The organism is Rhodobium orientis (assembly GCF_003258835.1).
Lineage (GTDB): Bacteria > Pseudomonadota > Alphaproteobacteria > Rhizobiales > Rhodobiaceae > Rhodobium > Rhodobium orientis.
In genome coordinates, this window is the sequence record NZ_NPEV01000012.1 from 1 (window position 1) to 21,164 (window position 21,164).

Consider the following 21,164-nt stretch of genomic DNA (forward strand, 5'->3'; position numbering starts at 1 on the left):
CCAGACCGCCATCCACGGAGCTTCGGTCAGGAACTGGCGGGCGACATCGAGCATGCTGCCCCAGGACGGCGCGGGCGAGCTCCAGGCGCTTTTCGCGGAGGGCCTGGAAGAGGGCCTGGTCGGCCTCGGGGATGGTGGACTGGGTCGAGCTCTTTGCGGTCTTGCCGCGCCGGGAGCGGCGGGGCGCGGGGACGCGGAGCATGAGGGTTGGTTTTTCGCGCAGGAACTCCCGGCCCGCGTCCGAGATGGAAAGGCCGCCATGGCCGGCATGGTCGACGTCGACGAGGCGGAGCGCGATCAGTTGGCGCAGGATCGCCCGCCACAGGGTTTTGTCGTGCTCCGTGCCGATGCCGAAGGTGGATATCTGGTCGTGGCCGAAGCGGGCGATGCGCTCGCTTTCGACGCCGAGGAGCACGTCGACGATATAGGCCTGGCCGAAGCGCTCGCCGGTGCGGTAGATGCAGGAGAGCGCCTTTTGCGCGGAAATCGTGCCGTCGAAGAGGGTCGGCGGCTCGGCGCAGGTATCGCAATTGCCGCAGGGCGCGATCTCGTCGCCGAAATAGGCGAGCAGCACCTGGCGCCGGCAGCCGGCCGTCTCGGCGAGCCCGAGCAGCGCATCGAGCTTGCTCCGTTCCGTCCTCTTGCGCTCGTCGGGCGCGCCCGATTCCTCGATGAAGCGGCTGCGCAGCGCGATGTCCTCCGCGCCATAGAGCATCAGCGCCTCGGCCGGCAGGCCGTCGCGCCCGGCGCGGCCGGTCTCCTGGTAATAGGCCTCCACGCTCGCCGGCAGGTCGATATGGGCGACGAACCGCACGTCCGGCTTGTCGATGCCCATGCCGAAGGCGATGGTGGCGACCATGACGACCGCCTCGCCATGCTGGAAGCGCTGCTGGTTGGCGGCCCGCTCGGCCTTGTCGAGCCCCGCGTGATAGGGCAGGGCGTCATAGCCTTCGGTGCGCAGCCAGGCGGCCGTTTCCTCGGTCTTGCGCTTCGACAGGCAATAGACGATGCCGGCCTCGCCCGCGTGGCGCTTCAGGAAATCCTTGAGCTGGGCGCGCGGAGTGTCCTTTTCCGCAATGGCATAGCGGATGTTGGGACGGTCGAAGCCGGCGATGAAGGCGTCGCTGTCGGCGATCTCAAGGTGGGCGAGGATCTCCGCGCGTGTCGGCGCGTCGGCCGTCGCCGTCAGCGCCATGCGCGGTATATCGGGGAACTGCCGGACGAGCACGTCGAGCTGGCGATAGGAGGGGCGGAAGTCATGGCCCCATTGCGACAGGCAGTGCGCCTCGTCGATGGCGATCAGCGACAGCTTCGCCCGGGAAAGCCGCTCCAGCACGCCGTTACTCAGCAGCGTCTCCGGCGCCACATAGAGAAGGTCGAGATTGCCCGCGGCAATGTCGTCCCATAGCGCGCGCCGCTCCTCCGGCGGCAGGTCGGAATTGAGCGCGCCGGCCTTCACCCCCGCCTGTCGCAGCGCCGCCACCTGATCGGCCATCAGGGCCAGCAGCGGCGAGACGATCAGCCCCATGCCGGGCCGGGCCATCGCCGGGATCTGATAGCACAACGACTTGCCGCCGCCCGTCGGCATCAGCACGAAGGCGTTGTGGCCGGCGATCACATGCTCGACGATGCGCTCCTGCAGGCCCCGGAACGCATCGTAGCCATAGACGGTCTTCAGGATATCGAGAGCGGTGGCGGGCATCGGGCAATCACGACAAGAATCGGGGTGAAGACCCTTCTTAGCAGCTTCGCGGCGACGACGCGTCCCGTCAGCCTACCCCACCACCACGATATGCACGTCCTTCGGGCCGCGGGCGCCGAGGATAACTTCGCTCTGCTCTATCGTGGCTATGCGCAACGTGCAGAAGTGGAGGGAAGCGATGAGAGCTTGTCTGAAGGGAACAACCCAAAGCGGGGCGGACGCGTTGGATGGCGGTTTTAAGCCCATGGCTGATATTTGTGTTCCCTGACAAACGTCCAAATGCAGCCTTTTTACTGGGTCTGCGTTCCGATTGAAGCGTTCGAACTGGGGCCAGTCGTACCGCAGCGGCATTGCAGGCGGCCTAAACGGCGTCTACTTGGTCGCTCGTAGGCGTTCCAGGTGGAGCTTTAGATACTTTCGGAGGAGTGCTCGCGCGCGCTCTGCAGGCAATTCGCGCACATCTCCTTTCATCGCGTGGGCTAGGTCGTCCCGGCGCTTCTTGATAGTCTTGAAAATCTCAATGTCAGCTACAGCTTCAGTACCTGCCAGCATGCAGGCGACCAGTGAGAATTTGTCTCGGATGTTGTACTTGTTCGACATAACTTCACGGGTTTTGGCCACGAATAGTGCCGTTTCAGGAACAGACTGAGAAATCAGATCGTATGCCAGAGGTTCGCAGTCTGACTTGAACACCTCTTGAACAAAGATTTCTAGGGCTGACCAAGCCGCTAGAAATGCGGTCATCGGTTCGGTGTTGGCTTTCGCTGAGAGCGAGAGGAGGCGAACGATGGTCTCCAATTCGTCGGCATCCGAAATATGGGATGCGAACTCGGCGGCATTCGTTGCAGCTTCGCTTGTGAGCTGCATACGGCTCGTATGCGATAACGATGCGTTAATCGCGAGCGAGTATGTCGGACGCTGTGAGCCAGGCTCGTAGGCTATGGCGATGTTTCCTCGCCATGCGAGGGTATCCGTTATGGACTCGCCAAGAGACAATGCAAGACCGGCAAATGCTATCCGGGTTGCGCGTTCGGCTAATGTTTGAAGATTCTCAGGATCGAAGACCTTTAGGCGGGCGCAAAAGTCTCCGTAGTCCTGCAAGTGATCCAACACTTGGTCTGAAATCTCTCCTGAAACTTCCGTGACCATCAGCACGCCGTGACGCAAGTCATTTTGTTTGAGCTGGACCCGTGCAAATGCCTCGTCGAAACGCTGGCGATATGGCGCGAGCTCACGACTTTCGCCCGGTCCAACAAACACTTGCGCCTGCACCGTGCCGAGGGCCTTAAGGCGACGAAGATGAAGTTCGTACCGGGTGCGGGCTGTCGTTAAGAAGACGCGGACGCTTCTGTCCTCCGAGGACAGAAGAACGACGTCCTCAGAATTCGGTAGTTGGTAAATGCCTGATATTTCGTGCAAAACTGTTAAGACGGTGCGCATGGTAGCCTCTAGCAAAGCTGACCTTCATTCGAAGGCTGCGAAGGACCGGAAGTCCGCGAGGCGGATCCTGGGCGCTCCTTACCCCACCACCACAACATGCACATCCTTCGGCCCATGGGCGCCGAGCAAAATGGTCTGCTCGATGTCGCCGGAGCGCGAGGGGCCGGTGATCATGTTGAGGCAGCGCGGCATGGTGCCTTCGCCATAGGCGGCGCGGACGCGCTCGAACACTGTCTCGTAGTCGCCGGCGATGTCCTCCGCGGAGATGACGACGATATGGGTTTCCGGCAGGAAGTTGATTGTCGTCGGGTTGTCGTTGCCGGAGGCGAGCACCAGCGTGCCTGTCTCCGCGACGCCGCCGAAGGCGTGGCTGAGGCCGACGAGGTCGGTGCCGTCGGAGGGGCCGGTGTTGACTTCCAGAGTGGGCGTTTTGTCGAAGGGCAGGGCGCCGAGGCGCGGATCGTTGCCCTTGCGGACCCGCTGCGGCAGGTTGCGGCCGCGCAGGTAATCGGCGACCGCCTCCGGCACGGCGCCCGCATCGTCGACCCGGGTGACCGTCGCGCCGACCTTTTCCGCCTGTTCGGCAAACAGCGCGACGCGTTCCGCATCGCCGAGTTGCCCGCGCGCCGGGATCAGGTTGCGTTGGTGCGAGGAAAGCCGCGCCTTGACCGCTTCGCGGCGGGCATCCACGTCCGCCTCGCCCTTCAATGAGGCGCGGACCGTTTTTAGGATCGCATCGCGGCTCATCGCTTGCCCTCCGCCCATTGCTTGAGGAAGGTTTTTGTTTCCGGCGCTGGCAGGTCGCGGTGCTTCGTCCAGCCGCCCGCCAGCGGCAGGCTCGACAGCCGGCCCTTTGCGCCGCCGAGCAGGGACATGACCCGCGCGGCAATCCCGGTCGCCAGGTGATAGAGTTTCGGGCGCTTCGCCATGAACGCCCAGAGTTTCAGCCCGTAGCGCTGCGCCGCCGGCTCCTGGTGCGCCTCGAAGGCGCGCTCGCGCCAGTGCCGCATCATTTTCGGCAGCGGGATGTGCATCGGGCAGACGCTCTCGCAGCGCCCGCAGAAGGTCGAGGCGTTCGGCAGGTGGCCGGACTGGTCGATGCCCCAGAGTTTCGGGGTCAGCACCGCGCCCATCGGTCCCGGATAGACCGAGCCATAGGCGTGGCCGCCGACCGCGTGATAGACCGGGCAGTGGTTCATGCAGGCGCCGCAGCGGATGCAGCGCAGCATATCCTGGAACTCCGTGCCGAGCATCGACGAGCGGCCGTTGTCCAGGAGGATGACGTGGTACTCGTCCGGCCCGTCGGGATCCTCCGGCCGCCTCGGCCCGGTGGAGAGCGTCGTATAGACCGACATGTCCTGGCCGGTGGCCGAGCGCGCCAGCACGCGCAGGATGGTCGAGACGTCCTCCAGCGTCGGTACCACCTTTTCGATGGAGGCAACGACGATGTGGACGCGCGGCAGCGTCTGGGTCAGGTCGCCGTTGCCCTCATTGGTGACGATGATCGAGGAGCCGGTCTCGGCGATCAGGAAATTGGCGCCGGTGATGCCGACATCGGCGTTGAAATATTCCTGGCGCAGCACGACCCGGGCCTCCGAGAGGAGGGCGGTCGGCTCGGTGATCTGCCGGTCCTTCGGCAGATGCGTGTGGACGCGCCGGAAATCGGCCTCGATCTCCTCCTTGTTGACGTGGACGGCCGGCGCGATGATGTGGCTCGGCGTCTCGCCGCGAAGCTGGATGATGTACTCGCCAAGGTCGGTCTCGACCGGGTGGATGCCGTTCACCTCCAGGTGATCGTTGAGGCCGATCTCCTCGGTGATCATCGACTTGCCCTTGGTGACCGTGCGCGCGTTCGCCGCCGTGCAGATGTCGAGGATCGCGTCGCGGGCGTCTTCGGCCGTCGAGGCCCAATGGACCTTGCCGCCCGCCGCCGTCACCTTTTCCTCGTAGGCTTCGAGGTAAAGGTCCAGGTTTTCCAGCGTGTGGTTCTTGATGTCCCGCGCCGCATCGCGAAGCGCATCGAACTCCGGCAGCGCGGCAGCGGCCTTGGCCCGCTTGGCAACGAAGCCGCGCTCGACATTGCCGAGCGCCTTCTGCAGGCTCTTGTCGACCAGGGCCTTTGCCGCGTTTTCCTTGAATTTCGGGGCCGTGATCAGCATCGCCTCAACCCTCCCCGATGGCGGGCGTGTCGGCCATGCCGGCGAGCACTTCCGCGACATGGCGCGCCTTCACGGCCGAGCCGTCGCGCTTCAGCTTGCCGGCCATGTTGAGCAGGCACCCAAGGTCGCCGGCCAGCACCGTGTCGGCGCCGCTGGCAGTGATGTTGGCGGCCTTGCGCTCCACGATGGCGTTGGAGATGTCGGAATATTTGACGCAGAAGGTGCCGCCGAAGCCGCAGCAGATGTCCGGATCCTTCATCTCCGTCATCGTCAGCCCGTCGATACCTGAAAGCAGCTTGCGCGGCTGGTCATGGATGCCGAGTTCGCGCAGGCCCGAGCAGGAATCGTGATAGGTGGCGCTGGCCTCGAAGCGGGCGTCGAGCGCCTCGATCTTCAGGACATCGGTCAGGAAGCTGACGAGTTCGAACACCTTGGCGGAAAACGCCTCGGCCCTGTCGCGCCAGTTACTGCCGGCCGCGAACAGCTCCGGATAGTGCACCTTCATCATCGCCGCGCAGGAGCCGGACGGCACCACGACATAGTCGAAGCCCTCGAAGGTCGCGATCACCTGTTCGGCGATGGCGCGCGTGTCGTCCCGGTCGCCGGAGTTGAAGGCCGGCTGGCCGCAGCAGGTCTGCTCCGGCGGCACCGCGAGATCGCAGCCATTATTGGACAGCAGCCGCGCGGCGGCAAACCCCACGGCCGGGCGCATCAGGTCGACGAGACAGGTGACGAAAAGACCGACCTTGGGGCGCGCCGGAGAAGGGCGCGTGGAAGTCTCGGATGTCATGTGCCGTCGGGTCCTTTCGTTGCGCGGGCGGCCCTGCGGCGCGTGCCGCGACCGGCGGTGCCGCCGCCCGGTCGCTGGTCTAGCTGCTGCAGGCGCATGGAGGCAACTGTTTGCCACATGCCGGCGCGGTCGATCTCGTCGATGGTGGTGATGACGAAGTCCATATGGGCCCGCGCCGCGGCCTCCGCGCGCGCCCGGTCGCCGCCCATGATCGCCTCATAGATCGCGCGGTGCTGGCCCAAGAGGCTCTCCGGCGCATCGGCATAGGCATAGAGCTTGTTGCGGCTGTAGAAGATGCCGTCGGCGAGCAGCCGGTAGCAGGCGCGCAGCACGTGGAGAAGCATGATGTTGTGGCTGCTTTCGCCGATCGCGGCGTGCAGCTCCACGTCGATCGCCGCCTCCTCGTCGAAGTCGCCGCGCCCGTGCGCCGCCTCCATGCCGCGGAACAGCCGGGTCAGGATCTCCCGGTCCGCCGCGGTGGCGCGCTCGGCGGCAAGCCCGGCGGCGACCGCCTCGATGTCGCGGCGGAATTCCAGATAGTCGCGCACGGCCGGCGGGCGGCGCTGGAAGAGTTCGATGATCGGTTCGGAAAACACGGTGCCGATGAGGTCGGCGACGAAGGTGCCCTCGCCATGGCGGGTGACGATGAGGCCGCGCTCCTCCAGCCGCTTGATGGCATCGCGCAGGATCGGCCGCGAGACATCAACTAATTTGGCCAGTTCGCGCTCCGGCGGCAATTGATCTCCCGACCGCAGGACGCCCTGTAGGATCAGTCCCTCGACTTGGTCGACGACGGCGTCGGCGGTCACATTGTGCCGTATGCGCTGAAAAATCATGCTTTTTTGCTTCTATGGAAAAGTGTTTCGCTCCCCCGCGTCGCTGGTTTTTGTCTGGCGTTCACGGATTATTCTTTTATCGAGAGTATTCCGGCTTGCCTTGCGTGGTCAAGTTTATTACCCAATAAGGGCGAGTTGTGTGATCGCTGGTATCGAGGCTTGAGGAAATCCCTGGCCATCGTCGCCGGGATCGTTCTAAGCTTCGCAAATGAACCAATAAGCACCGCAACGAACGGTGCGGGATCATGCCACCAGGGAGGAACCTCGCATGAAGAAAGTACTCGCCACAACTGCGTTTGCCGCCACGGTAGCCCTTGCCGGGCCGGCCGCGGCGTTCGACAAGATCAACTGGGATATGCAGTCCACCTACGCCAGCTCGCTGACCCAGCTCGGCACGCTCGGCAAGGTGATTTCGGAGCGCCTCGACAAGATTTCCGACGGCCAGGTCAAGGTGAACTTCCAGGAGCCGGGCGCCATCGTCCCGGCGCTTGAGGCGTTCGATGCCGTCTCGTCCGGCGCCATCCAGGCGGCCTGGTCGACGCCGGGCTACTGGACCGGCAAGGACACCGCCTTCGCGCTGTTCGCCGCCGTGCCCTTCGGCCCCAGCGCCGGCGAATATTACGCCTGGATCAAGTACGGCGGCGGCAAGGAGCTCTATGACGAGCTCTACGAGCCCTACGGCATCAAGGCGCTGGTCTGCGCCGTCATCGCGCCGGAAGCCTCGGGCTGGTTCAAGAAGGAAATCAACTCGGTCGACGACCTCAAGGGCCTGAAGATGCGCTTCTTCGGCCTCGGCGCCAAGGTGATGGAAAAGATGGGCGTGTCGACCCAGCTTCTCGCCGGCGGCGACATCTTCCCGGCGCTGGAACTGGGCACCATCGACGCCACCGAGTTCTCCATGCCGGCCATCGACCAGAAGCTCGGCTTCTACCAGGTCGCCAAGCACTACTACTTCCCCGGCTGGCACCAGCAGTCGACCTTCTTCGAGCTGATGATGAACAAGGCGGAGTGGGACGGCCTCGGCGAAGACACCAAGGCGCTGTTCGAGACCGTCTGCGAGGCGAACGTCGCCTACGGTCTGGCCGAGGGCGAGGCGATCCAGTTCAAGGCCCTTCAGGACCTCAAGAACGAGGGCGTCACCATCCACAAATGGGATCCGGCGATCCTCGAGGCCCTCAATGCCGCCTGGCTGGAGGTCGTCGACGAGGAAAAGGGCAAGAACGAGAACTTCGCCAAGGTCTGGGATTCGCTGTCGAAATTCCGTGAAGGCTATGCCGAGTGGAAGGCCGTCGGCTACCTCGACTAGGCCGCAGCATCCGACTTCGGTTGCCGCCGTGCGGACGCATCGTCTCCGCACGGCGGCTCCCGCCGTTCTCCCGCCGTCCGTTCGTTGGCATCGCCCCGCTCATAATGATGTTCGCGACCTGCCGTCCCACTGAAGGATCGTTCCCATGGGCACTCCGCTTGCCTGGCTGGGCCTTGCGGGTCTTGCCGCCTCCATTGTCCTGACCGGCGCCGCAGCGCTCTGGCTGATCGTCGGCAGCGCCGCGCTGATCGTCCTTGCCGCGCTGATCGGCGCGCGGCCGGCGCTCGTCCTGCTCGGCAGCCTCATCGCCGTCATCCTGTTCATTCTGGTCCCGGACGCCCTGCCGGCGGTCCTCAAGAGCTACGGCACCAACGGCCGCTCCTTCTTCCGCTCCTGGGAGAACGAGGCGCTGCTGGTGGTGCTGGCCGCGATCGCCTTGCTGTTCTGGCTGGCGGTCTGGCGCTGGAAGGAAGGCACGGCACTCGGCACCATCAGCGCCATTCGCGATCTCGACGCGCTGGTCACCTTCGTCGGCAAGGCGGCCGCCTGGCTTTTCGTGCCCCTGATGCTGGTCATCGCCTACGACGTCACCCAGCGCAAGATCCTGGAGTTCTACCCCGACTATCTCGACACCGTGTTCGCCTTTTCCTCCACCAAGCTGCAGGAGCTTGAGTGGCACATCCACGCGGTGCTGTTCCTGTTCTGCCTCGGCTATGCCTATCTGAAGGACGCCCATGTCCGCATCGAGCTGGTCCGTGAGCGGCTGAGCCCGAATGCACGGGTCTGGATGGAACTGGTCGGCGGCTTCATCTTCCTGCTGCCCTACTGCTATCTGGTGGTGAAGTTCGGCTTCACCTTCGCCGAGCGCTCCTTCAACGCCGACGAGGTCTCGGCCGCCCAGACCGGCCTCAGCCACCGCTGGATCATCAAAAGCACCCTGTCGTTCGGCTTTGCACTGCTCGCGCTCGCCGGCATTTCGTCGATCCTGAAATCGCTGGTCTATCTCTATGCGCCACGGCGTCTGCGCTGGCACGGATCCCATTATTCCGGCACGCCGCACGCCGGCCAACCCGACGACCTGGCCATGCGCGGCCGGCGCGCGGACTGAAGGAGTTTTAGGAAATGACGGTCCTGGAGCTGCTTCCGGTCCTGATGTTCGTCGCCCTCGGCGTGCTTTTGTTCACCGGCTATCCGGTGGCGCTGATCCTCGGCGGCGTCGGCCTCGGCTTTGCTTTCATCGCCGAGCTGATGGGCGGCTTCAACGTCGCCCGGCTGGTCATCATCCCGAACCGCATCTTCGGCGGCTCGATGGAGAACCCGGTCCTCGTCGCCATCCCGATGTTCATCTTCATGGGGACGATGCTGGAAAAATCGGGCGTCGCGCGCGACCTCCTGCACTGCCTGCAGGTGCTGACGCGGCGCATTCCCGGCGGCCTGGCCTTGTCCGTCACCCTGATGGGCACGATCATGGCCGCCACCACTGGCATCATCGGCGCCTCGGTGGTGATGATGACGCTGATGGCCCTGCCGGTGATGCTGAAGCGCGACTACAACGTGCCGCTGGCGACCGGCACCATCGCCTCCTCCGGCACCCTCGGCATCCTCATTCCGCCGTCGATCATGCTGGTGATCATGTCGGACCTGATGTCGATCCCGGTCGGCACCGTGTTCATCGCCGCCATCGTCCCGGGCCTGCTGCTCTCCGGTCTCTACATGGTCTACATCATGGGCCTGTGCTTCTGGAAACCGCACCTGGCCCCGCCGATGCCGGCCGACGAGGGGCTCGACGACAACGACCGCGCAATGGGCGCGGCGATGCGCCGGATATCGCCGGACAGCATCCCTGGCATCGCCTGGGCCGTGCTCGCCGTTGCCGCCCTTGTCGCCATCTTCCTGACCGGCGGCTGGCTGCAGTTCGCCGCAATCGTCGTCTTCCTGTTCGCCCTCACCGCCTGGGGCACCAGCCGCAACGCCGCCTTCACCGCCCTTCTGGTACGCTCCTTCCTGCCGCCGGTGCTGCTCATCGTCCTCGTCCTCGGCTCCATCTTCAAGGGCTACGCGACGCCGACGGAAGCGGCCGGCGTCGGTGCGGTCGGCGCGACGCTCCTTGCGCTGATCAACCGGGCGCTGTCCGGCAGCGTCCTGAAGGACGTCTGCCAGCGTTCGGCCCTGACGACGGCGATGATCTTCGGCATCTTCGTCGGCGCCACCTGCTTCAGTCTCGTCTTCCGCTGGCTCGGCGGCGACGTCCTGATCGAGGACTTCATCGCAGCAACGGGCGTCGGCTCCTGGGGCATCCTGCTGGTGCTGATGGGCATGATCTTCCTGCTCGGCTTCTTCTTCGACTGGGTCGAGATCACGCTGATCGTGCTGCCGGTGTTCGGACCGATTGTCGCCGGCCTCGATTTCGGCGGCCATATCGGCGAATGGCCGGGCGTTGCCGAGGCGCCGCTGATCTGGTTCACCATCCTCGTCTCGGTCAATCTGCAGACCTCGTTCCTGACGCCGCCCTTCGGTTTCGCGCTGTTCTACATGAAGGGCGTGGCACCGCCGGAAGTGAAGATCCAGCAGATCTACAAGGGCATCGTGCCCTTCGTCGCCCTGCAGGTGATCGGCCTCATCCTGGTCATGATCTTCCCGGAAATCGCCCTCTGGTTCCCGAGCGTCCTGCTGCGGTGACGGCCGGCTCCGCTGCCCGCGACATCAGGACAGCCCGGTTGTCATCGTGCCGTGGTGATCCGGGCGGGTGCCTTGGGCTACACTCCGGGCAAAAGAGCGGGGGACCGGAGGGCCTATGAGCGACGAGACGACGCCTGAAAACGGCGGCACCGCCGAGCCGGTGACGATTGGCTATCGCCGCTTCGAGGCCCACCAAGACCGCCAGTCGGTCCTCGACGAGATCCACGCCCGCCCGTTTCCGCTGATCAGGCCGCCGCTCCGGGTCGTCAGCCTGTCGTTCATGAACACGACGATGACGCCGGACGAATGCACGGCGATGGCGGCCGATCTCTATGTCCGCCATGGCGGCAAGCCGCCCGACCCCGGCGCCCGCTACCACCGCGCCAAGATCGATGGCGGCGTCCTGCGCTGGGAATGCCACAACGAGTTCGTCTCCTTCGTCTGGCGCTGCCCGCCGGAGGAGGACCCGCTGGTCGGGCCGGTGCCGATGGGTCCGTTCGGCGAGGGCTTCACGCCGCCCGGCCCGCTGGTCGGCGGCGGCCGCTTCGCCCTCATCGAGGTCCTCGGCGACATCGAGCCGACCCTGGAGCCGTTCGACCGCCGCAGCCTCTGCGTCTCGGAGGTGGAAGAGGGGGCGGCGATCATCGCCACCGACTTCCGCCAGGACGACAACGGGCTCACCCGCTACGCCATCATCTCGCGCGGCATCAGCGAAGCGCGCGCCGGCGCCGTCTTCCAGCGCCTGCAGGAGGTCGAGACCTACCGCTCCATGACGCTGCTCGGACTGCCGGCGGCGCGCAAGGCGACCCCGACGGTCGACCGCATCGAGCAGGAACTGGCGGACCTGTCGCACGAGGCCCGGCAAAGCGGCGAGCTCGCCTCAAACCGGGCGCTGCTGTCGCGCCTCACCGAGTTGGCCAGCGAGCTGGAGGCGGACGTGTCGCGCTTTTCCTATCGCATGAGCGCCACCCAGGCCTATGACGAGGTGCTGCAGATCCGCCTCGATGCCCTCAACGAAAAGGCCTGGCCCGGCTACGGCACACTGAAGACATTTCTCGCCCGGCGCATGAACCCGGCGCTGAGGACCTGCCAGTCGCTGGAAAAACGCCAGAACCAGCTCGCCACGAAGCTGGCCCGCGCCATCGACGTCCTGCGCGCCCGCGTCGCCATCGATGTGGAGCACCAGAACGTGGCGCTGCTCAATTCCATGAACCGCCGCGCCAAGCTGCAGCTCCGCCTGCAGCAGACGGTGGAGGGCCTCTCCATCGGCGCCATCAGCTACTACCTGCTCGGCATCATCGGCTATGCCGCCAAGGGCCTGAAGGAGGCCCACGTCCTGCCGGTCAGGCCCGAGATCGTTGTCGGCATCGCCGTTCCCCTCGTCGTCGGCTTCGTCTACTGGATGACCCGGCGCGTCCGCCGCCGCCACGCCGAAAAGGACAAGGACAACGACTGAGGCCCCCAAAGCGCATTGACGACCTTCGCCGAGGATCGCTTGGAGGCTATTGGGTGCAGGGCTTGTCAGATTGCCCCGGCGGTCCGGTCAATGCGCGTCCTGACAAAAAAGCCGGGCACGACGGCCCGGCTTTTCGAAAATTTCTGAGCGACAGGGGTCTATTTCAGCGTCGCCAGATAGGCGATGACATCGGCGATGTCCTCGTCCTTGGTCAGCTTGAAGGTCATCTTCGAGCGCGCCTTCGGATCGCCCGTCTTTTCCCGGATGAAGCCCTTCGGGTCCGGCACGTAGGCGGCGATGTTCTCTTCCGTCCAGGTCATGCCGCCCTCGCCGAGGGAGACGTAGCTGTCGGAATACTTGTAGCCCTCATGGGTGCCGGCGGTGCGGCCGACGATGCCCCAGAGGTTCGGGCCGACCTTGTTCTTGCCGCCTTCCTCGAAGGTGTGGCAGGCAACGCACTTCTTGGCGACCTTTTCGCCCTTGGCCGCGTCGCCCGCGGCAGACGCCGCGCCGGTGGCCGCGATGGTCAGAGCAGCGGCGATGCCGATGCCGATAAGACCCTTCATGTGTTCGCTCCTGTGGCAGGTTTCACATCCGATAGACCTCGCCGCCGCTCTTCGGGCGACCGGCGAATAAGACCGGGAAATTGACTGCTAGTACGTTTCCAAACAAATGCTTTGATAGCGACATTTTGATGCATAGTGGAAGCGAAATCGTCTCCGAAACCGGCACCTACGACTTTCGGCGGTGGCCGGTCGGCGAAATCCCGCTAGAATGTATTCAAACGCCGTCGATGCGTTGCGGCGAAAACGAAAATGTCCGGGGAGGATGCCATGAGCGGCCTTGTCATGCCGCCGAGCGATGCGGAAGTGCTCGCCCGCCGCGACGAGATCGTCGCCGCGCTCCGCGCCATCGTCCCCGGCGAAGGCGTGATCTCCGACGACGCGGAGATGCGGGTCTACGAGACCGACGGCCTCACCGCCTATCGCCAGGTGCCCTTCGTCGTCGTCCTTCCCGAAACCGTCGACCAGGTCGCGCGCGTCCTTCGCTATTGCCATGACAACGGCGTCAAGGTGGTGCCGCGCGGCGCCGGCACCTCGCTGTCCGGCGGCGCCCTGCCGCTCGCCGACGGCGTCCTGATGTCGATGATGAAGTTCAACCGGGTGCTCGACATCGATTTCGACAACCGGGTCGCCGTCGTCCAGCCCGGCGTTACCAATCTCGGCATCACCCGCGCCGTGGAGCATCGCGGCTTCTACTACGCCCCCGACCCGTCGTCGCAGATCGCCTGCTCCATCGGCGGCAACGTCGCGGAGAATGCCGGCGGCGTCCACTGCCTGAAATACGGCCTCACCACCAACAATGTGCTTGGCGTCGAACTCGTCACCATCGAGGGCGAGGTGGTCCGCATCGGCGGCAGGCACCTCGATGCCGAGGGCTACGACCTCCTCGGCCTCGTCGTCGGGTCGGAAGGCATGCTCGGCGTCGTCACCGAGGTGACGGTTCGTCTCCTGAAGCAACCGGACACGGCCCGCGCCATCCTCATCGGCTTTCCGACCAACGACGATGCTGGAACGTGCGTTGCCGACGTCATCGGCGCCGGCATCATCCCCGGCGGCATGGAGATGATGGACCGCCCGGCGATCCACGCCGCCGAGGACTTCGTCCATGCCGGCTATCCGCTCGACGTCGAGGCGCTCTTGATCGTCGAGCTGGACGGCCCGAAGGCCGAGGTCGACCACCTGCTTGAGCGCGTCGGCGCCATCGCCAAGGCGAACAACGCCGCCCATATCCGGGTCTCGGAGACGGAGGCCGAGCGGCTTTCCTTCTGGGCCGGTCGCAAGGCGGCCTTTCCTGCCGTCGGCCGCATCTCGCCGGACTATATGTGCATGGACGGCACGATCCCGCGAAAGGCGCTGCCCCATGTGCTGACCCGCATGCAGGAGATGGCCGCGTCCTATGGCCTCGGCGTTGCCAACGTCTTCCATGCCGGCGACGGCAATCTGCACCCGCTGATCCTCTACGACGCCAACATCCCGGGCGACCTCGACAAGGCCGAGGACTTCGGTGCCGATATATTGAAGCTTTGCGTGGAGGTCGGCGGGGTGCTGACCGGCGAGCATGGCGTCGGCGTCGAAAAGCGCGACCTGATGGGCGAGATGTTCAACGGCGTCGACATGGATCACCAGATCCGCGTCAAATGCGCGTTCGACGCCAAGCAGCTCCTCAATCCCGGCAAGGTTTTCCCGACCCTCAACAGTTGCGCCGAACTCGGCCGCATGCACGTCCACAAGGGCCAGATGCCGTTCCCCGACATCCCGCGTTTTTGAGTGAAAGTTCAGCCCGCCGCAATGACCGACAGGTTCAAGCCGACCGACGAAAAGGACGTGGAAGCCCTCGTCGCCTATGCGCTCGCCGAGAAGACGCCGCTGGAGCTGTGGTCCGGCGGCAGCAAGCGCAGCATCGGCCGCCCGCCCCAGACCGAATACGGCGTCGACCTGTCGGCGCTCTCCGGGATCAATGACTACGACCCGGCCGAACTGGTGCTGACGGCGAAGGCGGCGACACCGCTCGCCGAGATCGAGACGCTTCTGGAAGAAAACAACCAGATGCTCGCCTTCGAGCCGGCAGATCTCGGTCCGCTCCTCGGAGAAGAGGCTGGCAAGGGCACGCTCGCCGGCCTCTACGGCACCAATTTCGCCGGCTCCCGCCGCCTGCAGGCCGGCGCCGTGCGCGACCACGCCCTCGGCATCCGCGCCGTTTCGGGGCGCGGCGAGATCTTCAAGTCTGGCGGCCGGGTGATGAAGAACGTCACCGGCTACGACCTCACCAAGGGCCTTTCCGGGTCGTGGGGAACGCTCGCGGTCCTCACCGAACTCACCTTCAAGACCCTGCCGAAGCCGGAGACGGCGACGACGCTCGTCGTGCACGGGCTGACGCCCGAGACCGCCGCGATCGCCATGGCCGCGGCCATGGGCTCGTCCTCGGAGGTCTCGGGCGCCGCGCACCTGCCGGCCGACGTCGCCGGCGGCTTCGGTGTCGACGGTCTTGGCGCGGGCGCCACCGTCATGCGGCTGGAAGGTTTCGGTCCCTCGGTCGAGGCCCGCGCGGGCATGCTGGCCGAAGTGTTGCGCCCCTTCGGCCTTGCCGAGCGCCTCGATGCGCCGACGACGGCAACGCTCTGGCGGGCCATTTCCTGTGCGAGGCCCTTTGCCGCCGATACGTCCCTGCCGCTCTGGCGTATTTCCGTCGCCCCGACCGACGGCCCCGCCGTCGCCGCCGCCGTCAAGGCACAGGCGCCGGGCGCGAAGGCCATCTTCGACTGGGCCGGCGGCCTCGTCTGGCTGATGCTGCCGGGGGGCGATCCGATGGTGGAGGCCGTGCGCGGCGCCGTCGCCGAGGCCGGCGGCGGCCATGCGACGCTGATCCGCGCCGATGCCGGAACCCGCGCCGCCGTGCCGGTGTTCCAGCCACAGCCGGCAGCGCTGGCAAACCTGGCGCGTCGGCTGAAGGACCAGTTCGATCCGGCCGGCATCCTCAATCCGGGGCGGATGGGCAGGTAATCGACCGATCGCGATTTCAAACAGGGGAGAACAGGCAATGAGCACACAAGGATCCGACGACCTCGCCGGCTACATGGAGCCCGGCGCCAAGAATGTCACGTTGATCTACATCCTCTATCTGGTCGGCTTCGTCCTCGGCATCACGCCGCTGATCGGCGTCGTCATTGCCTATATGAACCGCGGCCGCGGCGGCTGGCCCGACACCCACTACACCTTCCAGATCCGAACCTTCTGGATATCGCTGCTGGCTGCGGTCGTGGCGTTCCTGCTCGCCTTCGTCGGCATCGGCTTCCTGTTGATGATCGTCATCGCGGTCTGGGTCATCATCCGCTGCATCAAGGGCCTGCAGGCGGCCAGCCGCGACGAGCCGATCCCGGATCCCCAGACCTGGGTTTTTTGAGGCCTGGGCGTTTTGAGTAAGCAGTAAATGCAGACCACCTTCTCCCATGAGCAGCTTGCACAGCCGCTGATCGCCGAATCCGACCGCATTCTTCGCAAATGCGTGCATTGCGGCTTCTGCACGGCGACCTGCCCGACCTTCGTCCTGCTCGGCGACGAACTCGACTCGCCGCGCGGCCGCATCTACCTGATCAAGGACATGCTGGAGAACGACCGGCCGGCAACGGAGAAGGTGGTCAAGCACATCGACCGCTGCCTGACCTGCCTCGCCTGCATGACGACCTGCCCCTCCGGCGTCGACTACATGCACCTCGTCGACGGCGCCCGCGCCCATATCGAGGAGACCTACCGCCGGCCCTTCGCCGACCGCATGCTGCGCGAGGTGCTCGCCTTCGTGCTGCCGGACCGAGGGCGCTTCCGGGCCTCGCTCGCCGGCTCCTGGTTCGCGCGCCTTGCCCTGCCGCTCATCCGCCGCATCCCGGGGCTGGAAAAGATCGCCGCCATGCTGGCGCTGACGCCCTCAAGCCTGCCGCCAAGGTCGGAGGTCGCCGCGCCGGCGCATTTTCCGGTAACGGCGCGCAAGGGCCGCGTCGTGCTGATGACCGGCTGCGCGCAAGCCGTGCTGGCGCCGGGGATAAACGAGGCCGCGGTGAGGTTGCTCAATCGCGCCGGCATCGAGGTCGTGATGCCGGAGGGGGAGGGCTGCTGCGGCGCCCTCGTCCATCATCTCGGCAAGGCGGAGGACGCCCGTGCCCAGGCCCGCCGCAACGTCGATGCCTGGATGCGCGAGATCGACGGCGAGGGGCTGGACGCTATCCTCGTTTCGGCGTCGGGCTGCGGCACCACGGTGAAGGACTACGGCCATCTGCTGGCCGGCGATCCGGCCTATGCGGAAAAGGCGGCACGCGTCGCCGGGCTTTCGCGGGACGTGTCGGAATTTGTCGAGACGCTGGAGCTCGGCCCCCCGGTGCGCGAAACCGGCCAGACTGTTGCCTACCACGCCGCCTGTTCCATGCAGCACGGCCAGCAGATCACCCGCCAGCCGAAAGAGCTGCTGATGGCGGCCGGCTTCGACGTGCGCGAGGTGCCGGAAGGCCACCTTTGCTGCGGCTCCGCCGGCGTTTACAACATCCTGCAGCCGGAGATCGCCGGGCGCCTGCGCGACCGCAAGCTCGCTAATATCGCAAGGAGCGAGCCCCAGCTCATCGCCACCGGCAATATCGGCTGCATGACGCAACTGGCCGGGAAGGCCGAGGTGCCGGTGGTGCACACCGTGGAACTGCTAGACTGGGCCTATGGCGGGCCCGAGCCTGCGGCGCTGGAGGGGATGGGCGGGCGATAGTAGGTTTTTCGCTCACGCCAGGCTCGCTTTGCTCGCGGCTCCGCGGGGGCGGCGCATGGGCGCCGGCGGCCGTTCGGCCTTGCGAGCCCTTCGGGCTCGGTGTGCGGCCGCACCGAAGCGAGCCGCTTCCGGCGTGGCGCCCGCGTTCCTCTCGGCGTCCTCGCAACGACGTTGAAATGTCTAAGGAATTATCCATTCGTTGTCATTGCGAGCGGAGCGAAGCAATCCAGCGCGGCATTTCCATTTCACGCGAAACGGTCACCGCGCTCCCCCATCATCCTGGTTTCATCGCAGCAGAGGGGTGACGGCGGAGTGTGTGGCTGGTGGTATGACCAAGCAAGCGGCGCAGGGCGCTGGAGCCAACGCTGAACTGGATTGCTTCGCTGCCCTCGCAATGACGGATTCATCAATGCTTTCAATGTTATTGCGAGAGTTCGAAGGCCGGGGCCGCCGCCTATTCCTCCGCGGCCGGCAACTCGCCGGTCTCGTCTTCGACCAGCCGGTCGAAATGGGTGATGACCTTTTCGAGCCGGCGCGACAGGGTGTCGATCTCGGTCTTGAGGAAGGTCAGCTCGGCGCGCAGGGTCTTCATCTCGCTCGCCGTGTGGTCGCCGACCGGCGCCGTGCCGAGACCGCTGAGGAGCCAGCTCGGGCTGACATTGAGGAGCCCGGCGAGCATCAAGAGCCGGTTGGAGCGCGGCTCGGAGCGGTCGCTCTCCCACATCGTCAGCGTCTGGGTCTTGATGCCGAGCCGGCGGGCAAGCTGCGCCGTCGAAAGCCCCATGGCCTCGCGGGCGCGGCGGATGCGTTCGCCGACGGTGACCTCGGGTTCGCCTGCAGCGTCCGGATTGGTGAGCATGGTCCTGTTCCCTCCTGGCGAGACGGCGTCGGCGCCGCCGACACGTGAACGAGAAATCCGGTCCGATCGGCCGTGAGGTCGCTTCATCCCACAGACCCGTGTCACGGACTGCCTTGAAAACGACAACGGCCGGGTACGCCATGTCGGCGTCGGTGCAGACACCTGTCCGCAGGGACCGTTTGGCGCCGGCCCGATGGCCGGCATACGACATCGCCGACGGGTGGGAGCACCCCGGCAATGGCCACGCTCTTGTTTGAGCGCAGACGATGCTGTTATGCAAGCGAAGTGTAACGGTTGTCGGAAGGCGACATGTCGACGCGTGGGTTGTCCACATCTTTGATTGGCCGGAAAACCGGCATCCGGCGTGCGACGCCGGTCCTCGCGGTGGCGCTTGCCACGGCGCTGGCAACAGCCGCTGCCGCGAGCGATGCGCCGAAGCCGGAACGCCAGGCACGCCGCGCGGAAAACGCCGAAGCAACACCCGAAATGCCGCCGCTGCCTAAGCTCGGCGCCAAGGCAGCCGACAAGGCGACAACGGACGGCGTGCAGTGCGAGCCTGCGCGCTGGAGCGGCAAGGCCGCAAAGCACCGCTGACAGGCAGACAAAAAACGGCCGCATCCCTGTCGAGACGCGGCCGTCTGTCCGTTTCGGGGCCGGCCGGGTCTTACAAGACCACAACCTTGGTGCCGACGCCGACGCGTCCGTAAAGGTCGACCACGTCCTCGTTGCGCATGCGGATGCAGCCGGAAGAGACCGCATGTCCGATGGTCCAGGGCTGGTTGGAGCCGTGGATGCGGTAAAGGGTGGACCCCAGATACATGGCGCGGGCGCCGAGCGGGTTCTTCGGCCCGCCGGCCATCATCTTCGGCAGGCCCGGCTGGCGCTGGCGCATTTCCGCCGGCGGGTGCCAGTCCGGCCATTCGGCCTTGCGGGTGATCTTGTGGGTGCCGGCCCATTCAAAGCCCGGCCGGCCGACGCCGACGCCGTAGCGCTTGGCGGTGCCGCCCGACTGGACCAGGTAGAGGAAGCGCTCATTGGTGTCGATGATGATGGTGCCCGGCTTCTGGCCGCCGTCATAGGCAACGGTCTGCGGCAGGAATTTCGGGTCCATCTCGCGCCGAGAGCGCTTGGCGACATGCGGCCGCGGCTGCACCACGGAGGCGGGGCGAACGCGGCTCGGGGCCTCCTGCCAGCGCATGCCGTAGCGGTCGGTGCGGGCCTCGGCCGGCGCGCGGCGATAGGTCGGGTCGTCCCGGCGGCCGAACAGGCGCGGGCCCCGGCCGCGGTCGCGATATTCCTCGCGGCCATAGGTGCGCGGCGCCCGGCGATAGGTCGGGGCCTCGCGATAGACCCGGCGGCGCGGCTGGAGTTGCAGAAGCCACGGCTCGGAGAGGTCCGGGCTGAGGACGACGGGCGGTCTCGGCGTATAGCGGCCCTCGGCGGCGGCCTGGAACGCGCCGCTGGTCGCGACCATCCCAAGCACCATCAGGGCCATCGGAGCAAAAAGGCGTTTCATCGACGTACTCGGCTACATTTCGTCAATCGGCTTGAATGACGAGGGCGGACCCCCGCCGGCTCACTGGGAAACAACCGTGTCGTCGGGAGATGGTTCCGGGCGCCATGCGCCCGGTCCCCGCGTCCCGTTTCCCGGCATCAAGGTTAAGGAGGGGTATTTCGGAAAAGGTGAATCAAACCGGGCGGAAGCGGCCGGGCGGCCGACTCCTTGCACCTATGGTTAGAAATGGGTTGGCAAAACCGGTTAACGCCCGGTGAATCGGTGGCGCGGCGTTTTCGGAGCGGCCGCTGTCACCGTCTCTGGGACAACTGGCCGGTGGCAACGATGCGCCTGAGCCGGATGCGGGCATCGGCGATCGCCGCCGGCAGCACGCGCTCCACCTGGCGCGGCGTCATGCCGACCTTGACCCGCCGGTCGTAGAGCATGTTGAGGATGAACCAGTCGAAGACGTTGAAGCGGCTGACGGTCGAATAGTCGTTGAAGATGGACTCCTTCAGCCGCCAGTCGTCGTTGACAGGGCCAAGGCTCTGGCTGATCTCCTCGATCATGCAATGGCGGAAGGCGCGCCGCCCCTCGTTGACGACGATGAAGACGAAGGCCCGGTCGAGATTGTCGCCGCGGCGCCCGCCGGTGACCGCCGAGCAGTCGCTGGAGATGAGGAACCGCTTGTTGAACTGGCGCGGCATGGTCTCCTCGATGACGCCGCGATAGTCGGCCCGGTCGACCAGGAAGACGATCATCTCCGCCCGGTTCTGGTCCGCCGACATCGACATTTTCAGCCCCTTGACCGTGCGGTCCAGCTTGGCAACGAAGCGGCGGATGTCGCCCGTCCGGTGGTCGCGCCTGGCAAGGTCGATGACGTGGACCCGGACCCGGCCGGGGAACTTGCGGATGTGGTTGGCGCCGGGCCCGCGCCGCTGCGAGGGATCCTCGGCGCCGAACACGGTGCGCATGAAGCCGTCGATGAGCTGTTCGTCGGAATAGGCGGTGACGATGGCCTCGACGTGCGGCGTTGCCGCCAACGCCGTTGAGGCGGCAGCGAGCCAGAAGGCGAGGGCGGCAAGGACGGGTTTCAGCATGGCACACGCCTTTCTCGCACCGGCGCGCGCGATCGCGC

The 21,164-nt window shown here is 65.8% G+C and carries 19 protein-coding genes; 9 read left to right on the forward strand and 10 right to left on the reverse strand.

The genetic code is table 11. The annotated features are described in order from the left end of the window. From recQ to CH339_RS07820, 6 genes are all read right to left on the reverse strand, one after another. On the reverse strand, positions 1–1,702 hold a 1,702-nt coding region (gene recQ, locus CH339_RS07795; protein WP_111433785.1), incomplete at its 3' end, for a DNA helicase RecQ. A 372-nt stretch (positions 1,703–2,074) separates the two neighbouring features. Next, complete coding sequence (locus CH339_RS07800; protein ID WP_111433786.1) at positions 2,075–3,142, reverse strand: hypothetical protein; 1,068 nt, start codon at positions 3,140–3,142, stop codon at positions 2,075–2,077. A gap of 78 nt (positions 3,143–3,220) precedes the next feature. Beyond that, the gene (locus CH339_RS07805; RefSeq protein WP_111433787.1) at positions 3,221–3,889 is read right to left on the reverse strand and encodes a LutC/YkgG family protein; all 669 of its coding nucleotides are present in this window, start codon (positions 3,887–3,889) and stop codon (positions 3,221–3,223) included. Then, positions 3,886–5,301, reverse strand: a complete 1,416-nt coding sequence (locus tag CH339_RS07810; RefSeq protein WP_111433788.1) for a LutB/LldF family L-lactate oxidation iron-sulfur protein — start codon at positions 5,299–5,301, stop codon at positions 3,886–3,888. The genes CH339_RS07805 and CH339_RS07810 overlap by 4 nt, the downstream gene beginning before the upstream one ends. Before the next feature lie 4 nt (positions 5,302–5,305). Continuing rightward, a complete protein-coding gene (locus tag CH339_RS07815; RefSeq protein WP_111433789.1) occupies positions 5,306–6,091 on the reverse strand; it encodes a (Fe-S)-binding protein in 786 nt (261 codons plus the stop codon). After that, positions 6,088–6,927 (reverse strand): FadR/GntR family transcriptional regulator, encoded by an 840-nt coding sequence (locus tag CH339_RS07820; protein WP_111433790.1) that lies wholly within the window; start codon positions 6,925–6,927, stop codon positions 6,088–6,090. Before CH339_RS07820 ends, CH339_RS07815 begins: the two co-directional genes overlap by 4 nt. A gap of 268 nt (positions 6,928–7,195) precedes the next feature. On the opposite strand from CH339_RS07820, the gene CH339_RS07825 reads away from it, so the two are divergent. The 4 genes from CH339_RS07825 to CH339_RS07840 all read left to right on the forward strand — a co-directional run bounded on the left by CH339_RS07825 (position 7,196) and on the right by CH339_RS07840 (position 12,368). Then, complete coding sequence (locus tag CH339_RS07825; RefSeq protein ID WP_111433791.1) at positions 7,196–8,233, forward strand: TRAP transporter substrate-binding protein; 1,038 nt, start codon at positions 7,196–7,198, stop codon at positions 8,231–8,233. A 145-nt stretch (positions 8,234–8,378) separates the two neighbouring features. Then, positions 8,379–9,341, forward strand: coding sequence for a TRAP transporter small permease subunit (locus tag CH339_RS07830; RefSeq protein ID WP_111433792.1), 963 nt, complete (start codon positions 8,379–8,381; stop codon positions 9,339–9,341). A gap of 14 nt (positions 9,342–9,355) precedes the next feature. Further along, positions 9,356–10,912, forward strand: a complete 1,557-nt coding sequence (locus tag CH339_RS07835; RefSeq protein WP_111433793.1) for a TRAP transporter large permease — start codon at positions 9,356–9,358, stop codon at positions 10,910–10,912. Positions 10,913–11,027: 115 nt separating this feature from the next. After that, positions 11,028–12,368, forward strand: coding sequence for a DUF3422 family protein (locus CH339_RS07840; protein WP_111433794.1), 1,341 nt, complete (start codon positions 11,028–11,030; stop codon positions 12,366–12,368). 158 nt (positions 12,369–12,526) lie between these two features. Here the strand turns inward: CH339_RS07840 and CH339_RS07845 are convergent, their stop codons facing one another. Then, positions 12,527–12,934 (reverse strand): c-type cytochrome, encoded by a 408-nt coding sequence (locus tag CH339_RS07845; protein ID WP_111433795.1) that lies wholly within the window; start codon positions 12,932–12,934, stop codon positions 12,527–12,529. A gap of 267 nt (positions 12,935–13,201) precedes the next feature. Here CH339_RS07845 and CH339_RS07850 point away from each other — a divergent pair, with 267 nt between their 5' ends. From CH339_RS07850 to glcF, 4 genes are read left to right on the forward strand one after another with little or no spacing between them, the layout of a single operon-like run. Continuing rightward, positions 13,202–14,698 carry an FAD-linked oxidase C-terminal domain-containing protein gene (locus CH339_RS07850; protein WP_111433868.1) on the forward strand — a complete coding sequence of 499 codons (1,497 nt, stop codon included), beginning with the start codon at positions 13,202–13,204 and terminating at the stop codon, positions 14,696–14,698. A 21-nt stretch (positions 14,699–14,719) separates the two neighbouring features. Further along, positions 14,720–15,931, forward strand: a complete 1,212-nt coding sequence (locus CH339_RS07855; RefSeq protein WP_111433796.1) for an FAD-binding protein — start codon at positions 14,720–14,722, stop codon at positions 15,929–15,931. A gap of 37 nt (positions 15,932–15,968) precedes the next feature. Beyond that, entirely contained in the window at positions 15,969–16,331 is a 363-nt protein-coding gene (locus CH339_RS07860; RefSeq protein ID WP_111433797.1) for a DUF4870 family protein, read from the forward strand. Between the two features lie 27 nt (positions 16,332–16,358). Next, positions 16,359–17,672: a glycolate oxidase subunit GlcF gene (glcF, locus tag CH339_RS07865; protein ID WP_111433798.1), complete on the forward strand. Its 1,314-nt coding sequence runs from the start codon at positions 16,359–16,361 to the stop codon at positions 17,670–17,672. Positions 17,673–18,126: 454 nt separating this feature from the next. On the opposite strand, the gene CH339_RS07870 is transcribed toward glcF, so the two are convergent. Beyond that, positions 18,127–18,531, reverse strand: coding sequence for a helix-turn-helix domain-containing protein (locus tag CH339_RS07870; protein ID WP_111433799.1), 405 nt, complete (start codon positions 18,529–18,531; stop codon positions 18,127–18,129). Between the two features lie 294 nt (positions 18,532–18,825). On the opposite strand from CH339_RS07870, the gene CH339_RS07875 reads away from it, so the two are divergent. After that, entirely contained in the window at positions 18,826–19,125 is a 300-nt protein-coding gene (locus CH339_RS07875; protein ID WP_146610137.1) for a hypothetical protein, read from the forward strand. A 70-nt stretch (positions 19,126–19,195) separates the two neighbouring features. Here the strand turns inward: CH339_RS07875 and CH339_RS07880 are convergent, their stop codons facing one another. Both CH339_RS07880 and CH339_RS07885 read right to left on the reverse strand, forming a co-directional pair. Further along, on the reverse strand, positions 19,196–20,026 hold the full coding sequence (locus CH339_RS07880; RefSeq protein WP_420825914.1) for a L,D-transpeptidase: 831 nt from the start codon (positions 20,024–20,026) through the stop codon (positions 19,196–19,198). 311 nt (positions 20,027–20,337) lie between these two features. Next, the coding region (locus CH339_RS07885; protein ID WP_210207372.1) for a DUF2927 domain-containing protein at positions 20,338–21,164 on the reverse strand (827 nt) is incomplete at its 5' end.

Excerpts from the sequence above, each read along its gene's own strand:
- CH339_RS07805 (WP_111433787.1), bottom strand. The coding sequence starts at position 3,889 with ATGAGCCGCGATGCGATCCTAAAAACGGTCCGCGCCTCATTGAAGGGC.
- CH339_RS07845 (WP_111433795.1), bottom strand. The coding sequence starts at position 12,934 with ATGAAGGGTCTTATCGGCATCGGCATCGCCGCTGCTCTGACCATCGCG.
- glcF (WP_111433798.1), top strand. The coding sequence starts at position 16,359 with ATGCAGACCACCTTCTCCCATGAGCAGCTTGCACAGCCGCTGATCGCC.
- CH339_RS07815 (WP_111433789.1), bottom strand. The coding sequence starts at position 6,091 with ATGACATCCGAGACTTCCACGCGCCCTTCTCCGGCGCGCCCCAAGGTC.
- CH339_RS07850 (WP_111433868.1), top strand. The coding sequence starts at position 13,202 with ATGAGCGGCCTTGTCATGCCGCCGAGCGATGCGGAAGTGCTCGCCCGC.
- CH339_RS07810 (WP_111433788.1), bottom strand. The coding sequence starts at position 5,301 with ATGCTGATCACGGCCCCGAAATTCAAGGAAAACGCGGCAAAGGCCCTG.
- CH339_RS07825 (WP_111433791.1), top strand. The coding sequence starts at position 7,196 with ATGAAGAAAGTACTCGCCACAACTGCGTTTGCCGCCACGGTAGCCCTT.
- CH339_RS07835 (WP_111433793.1), top strand. The coding sequence starts at position 9,356 with ATGACGGTCCTGGAGCTGCTTCCGGTCCTGATGTTCGTCGCCCTCGGC.
- CH339_RS07820 (WP_111433790.1), bottom strand. The coding sequence starts at position 6,927 with ATGATTTTTCAGCGCATACGGCACAATGTGACCGCCGACGCCGTCGTC.
- CH339_RS07830 (WP_111433792.1), top strand. The coding sequence starts at position 8,379 with ATGGGCACTCCGCTTGCCTGGCTGGGCCTTGCGGGTCTTGCCGCCTCC.
- CH339_RS07860 (WP_111433797.1), top strand. The coding sequence starts at position 15,969 with ATGAGCACACAAGGATCCGACGACCTCGCCGGCTACATGGAGCCCGGC.
- CH339_RS07855 (WP_111433796.1), top strand. The coding sequence starts at position 14,720 with ATGACCGACAGGTTCAAGCCGACCGACGAAAAGGACGTGGAAGCCCTC.
- CH339_RS07870 (WP_111433799.1), bottom strand. The coding sequence starts at position 18,531 with ATGCTCACCAATCCGGACGCTGCAGGCGAACCCGAGGTCACCGTCGGC.
- CH339_RS07800 (WP_111433786.1), bottom strand. The coding sequence starts at position 3,142 with ATGCGCACCGTCTTAACAGTTTTGCACGAAATATCAGGCATTTACCAA.
- CH339_RS07840 (WP_111433794.1), top strand. The coding sequence starts at position 11,028 with ATGAGCGACGAGACGACGCCTGAAAACGGCGGCACCGCCGAGCCGGTG.
- CH339_RS07880 (WP_420825914.1), bottom strand. The coding sequence starts at position 20,026 with ATGGCCCTGATGGTGCTTGGGATGGTCGCGACCAGCGGCGCGTTCCAG.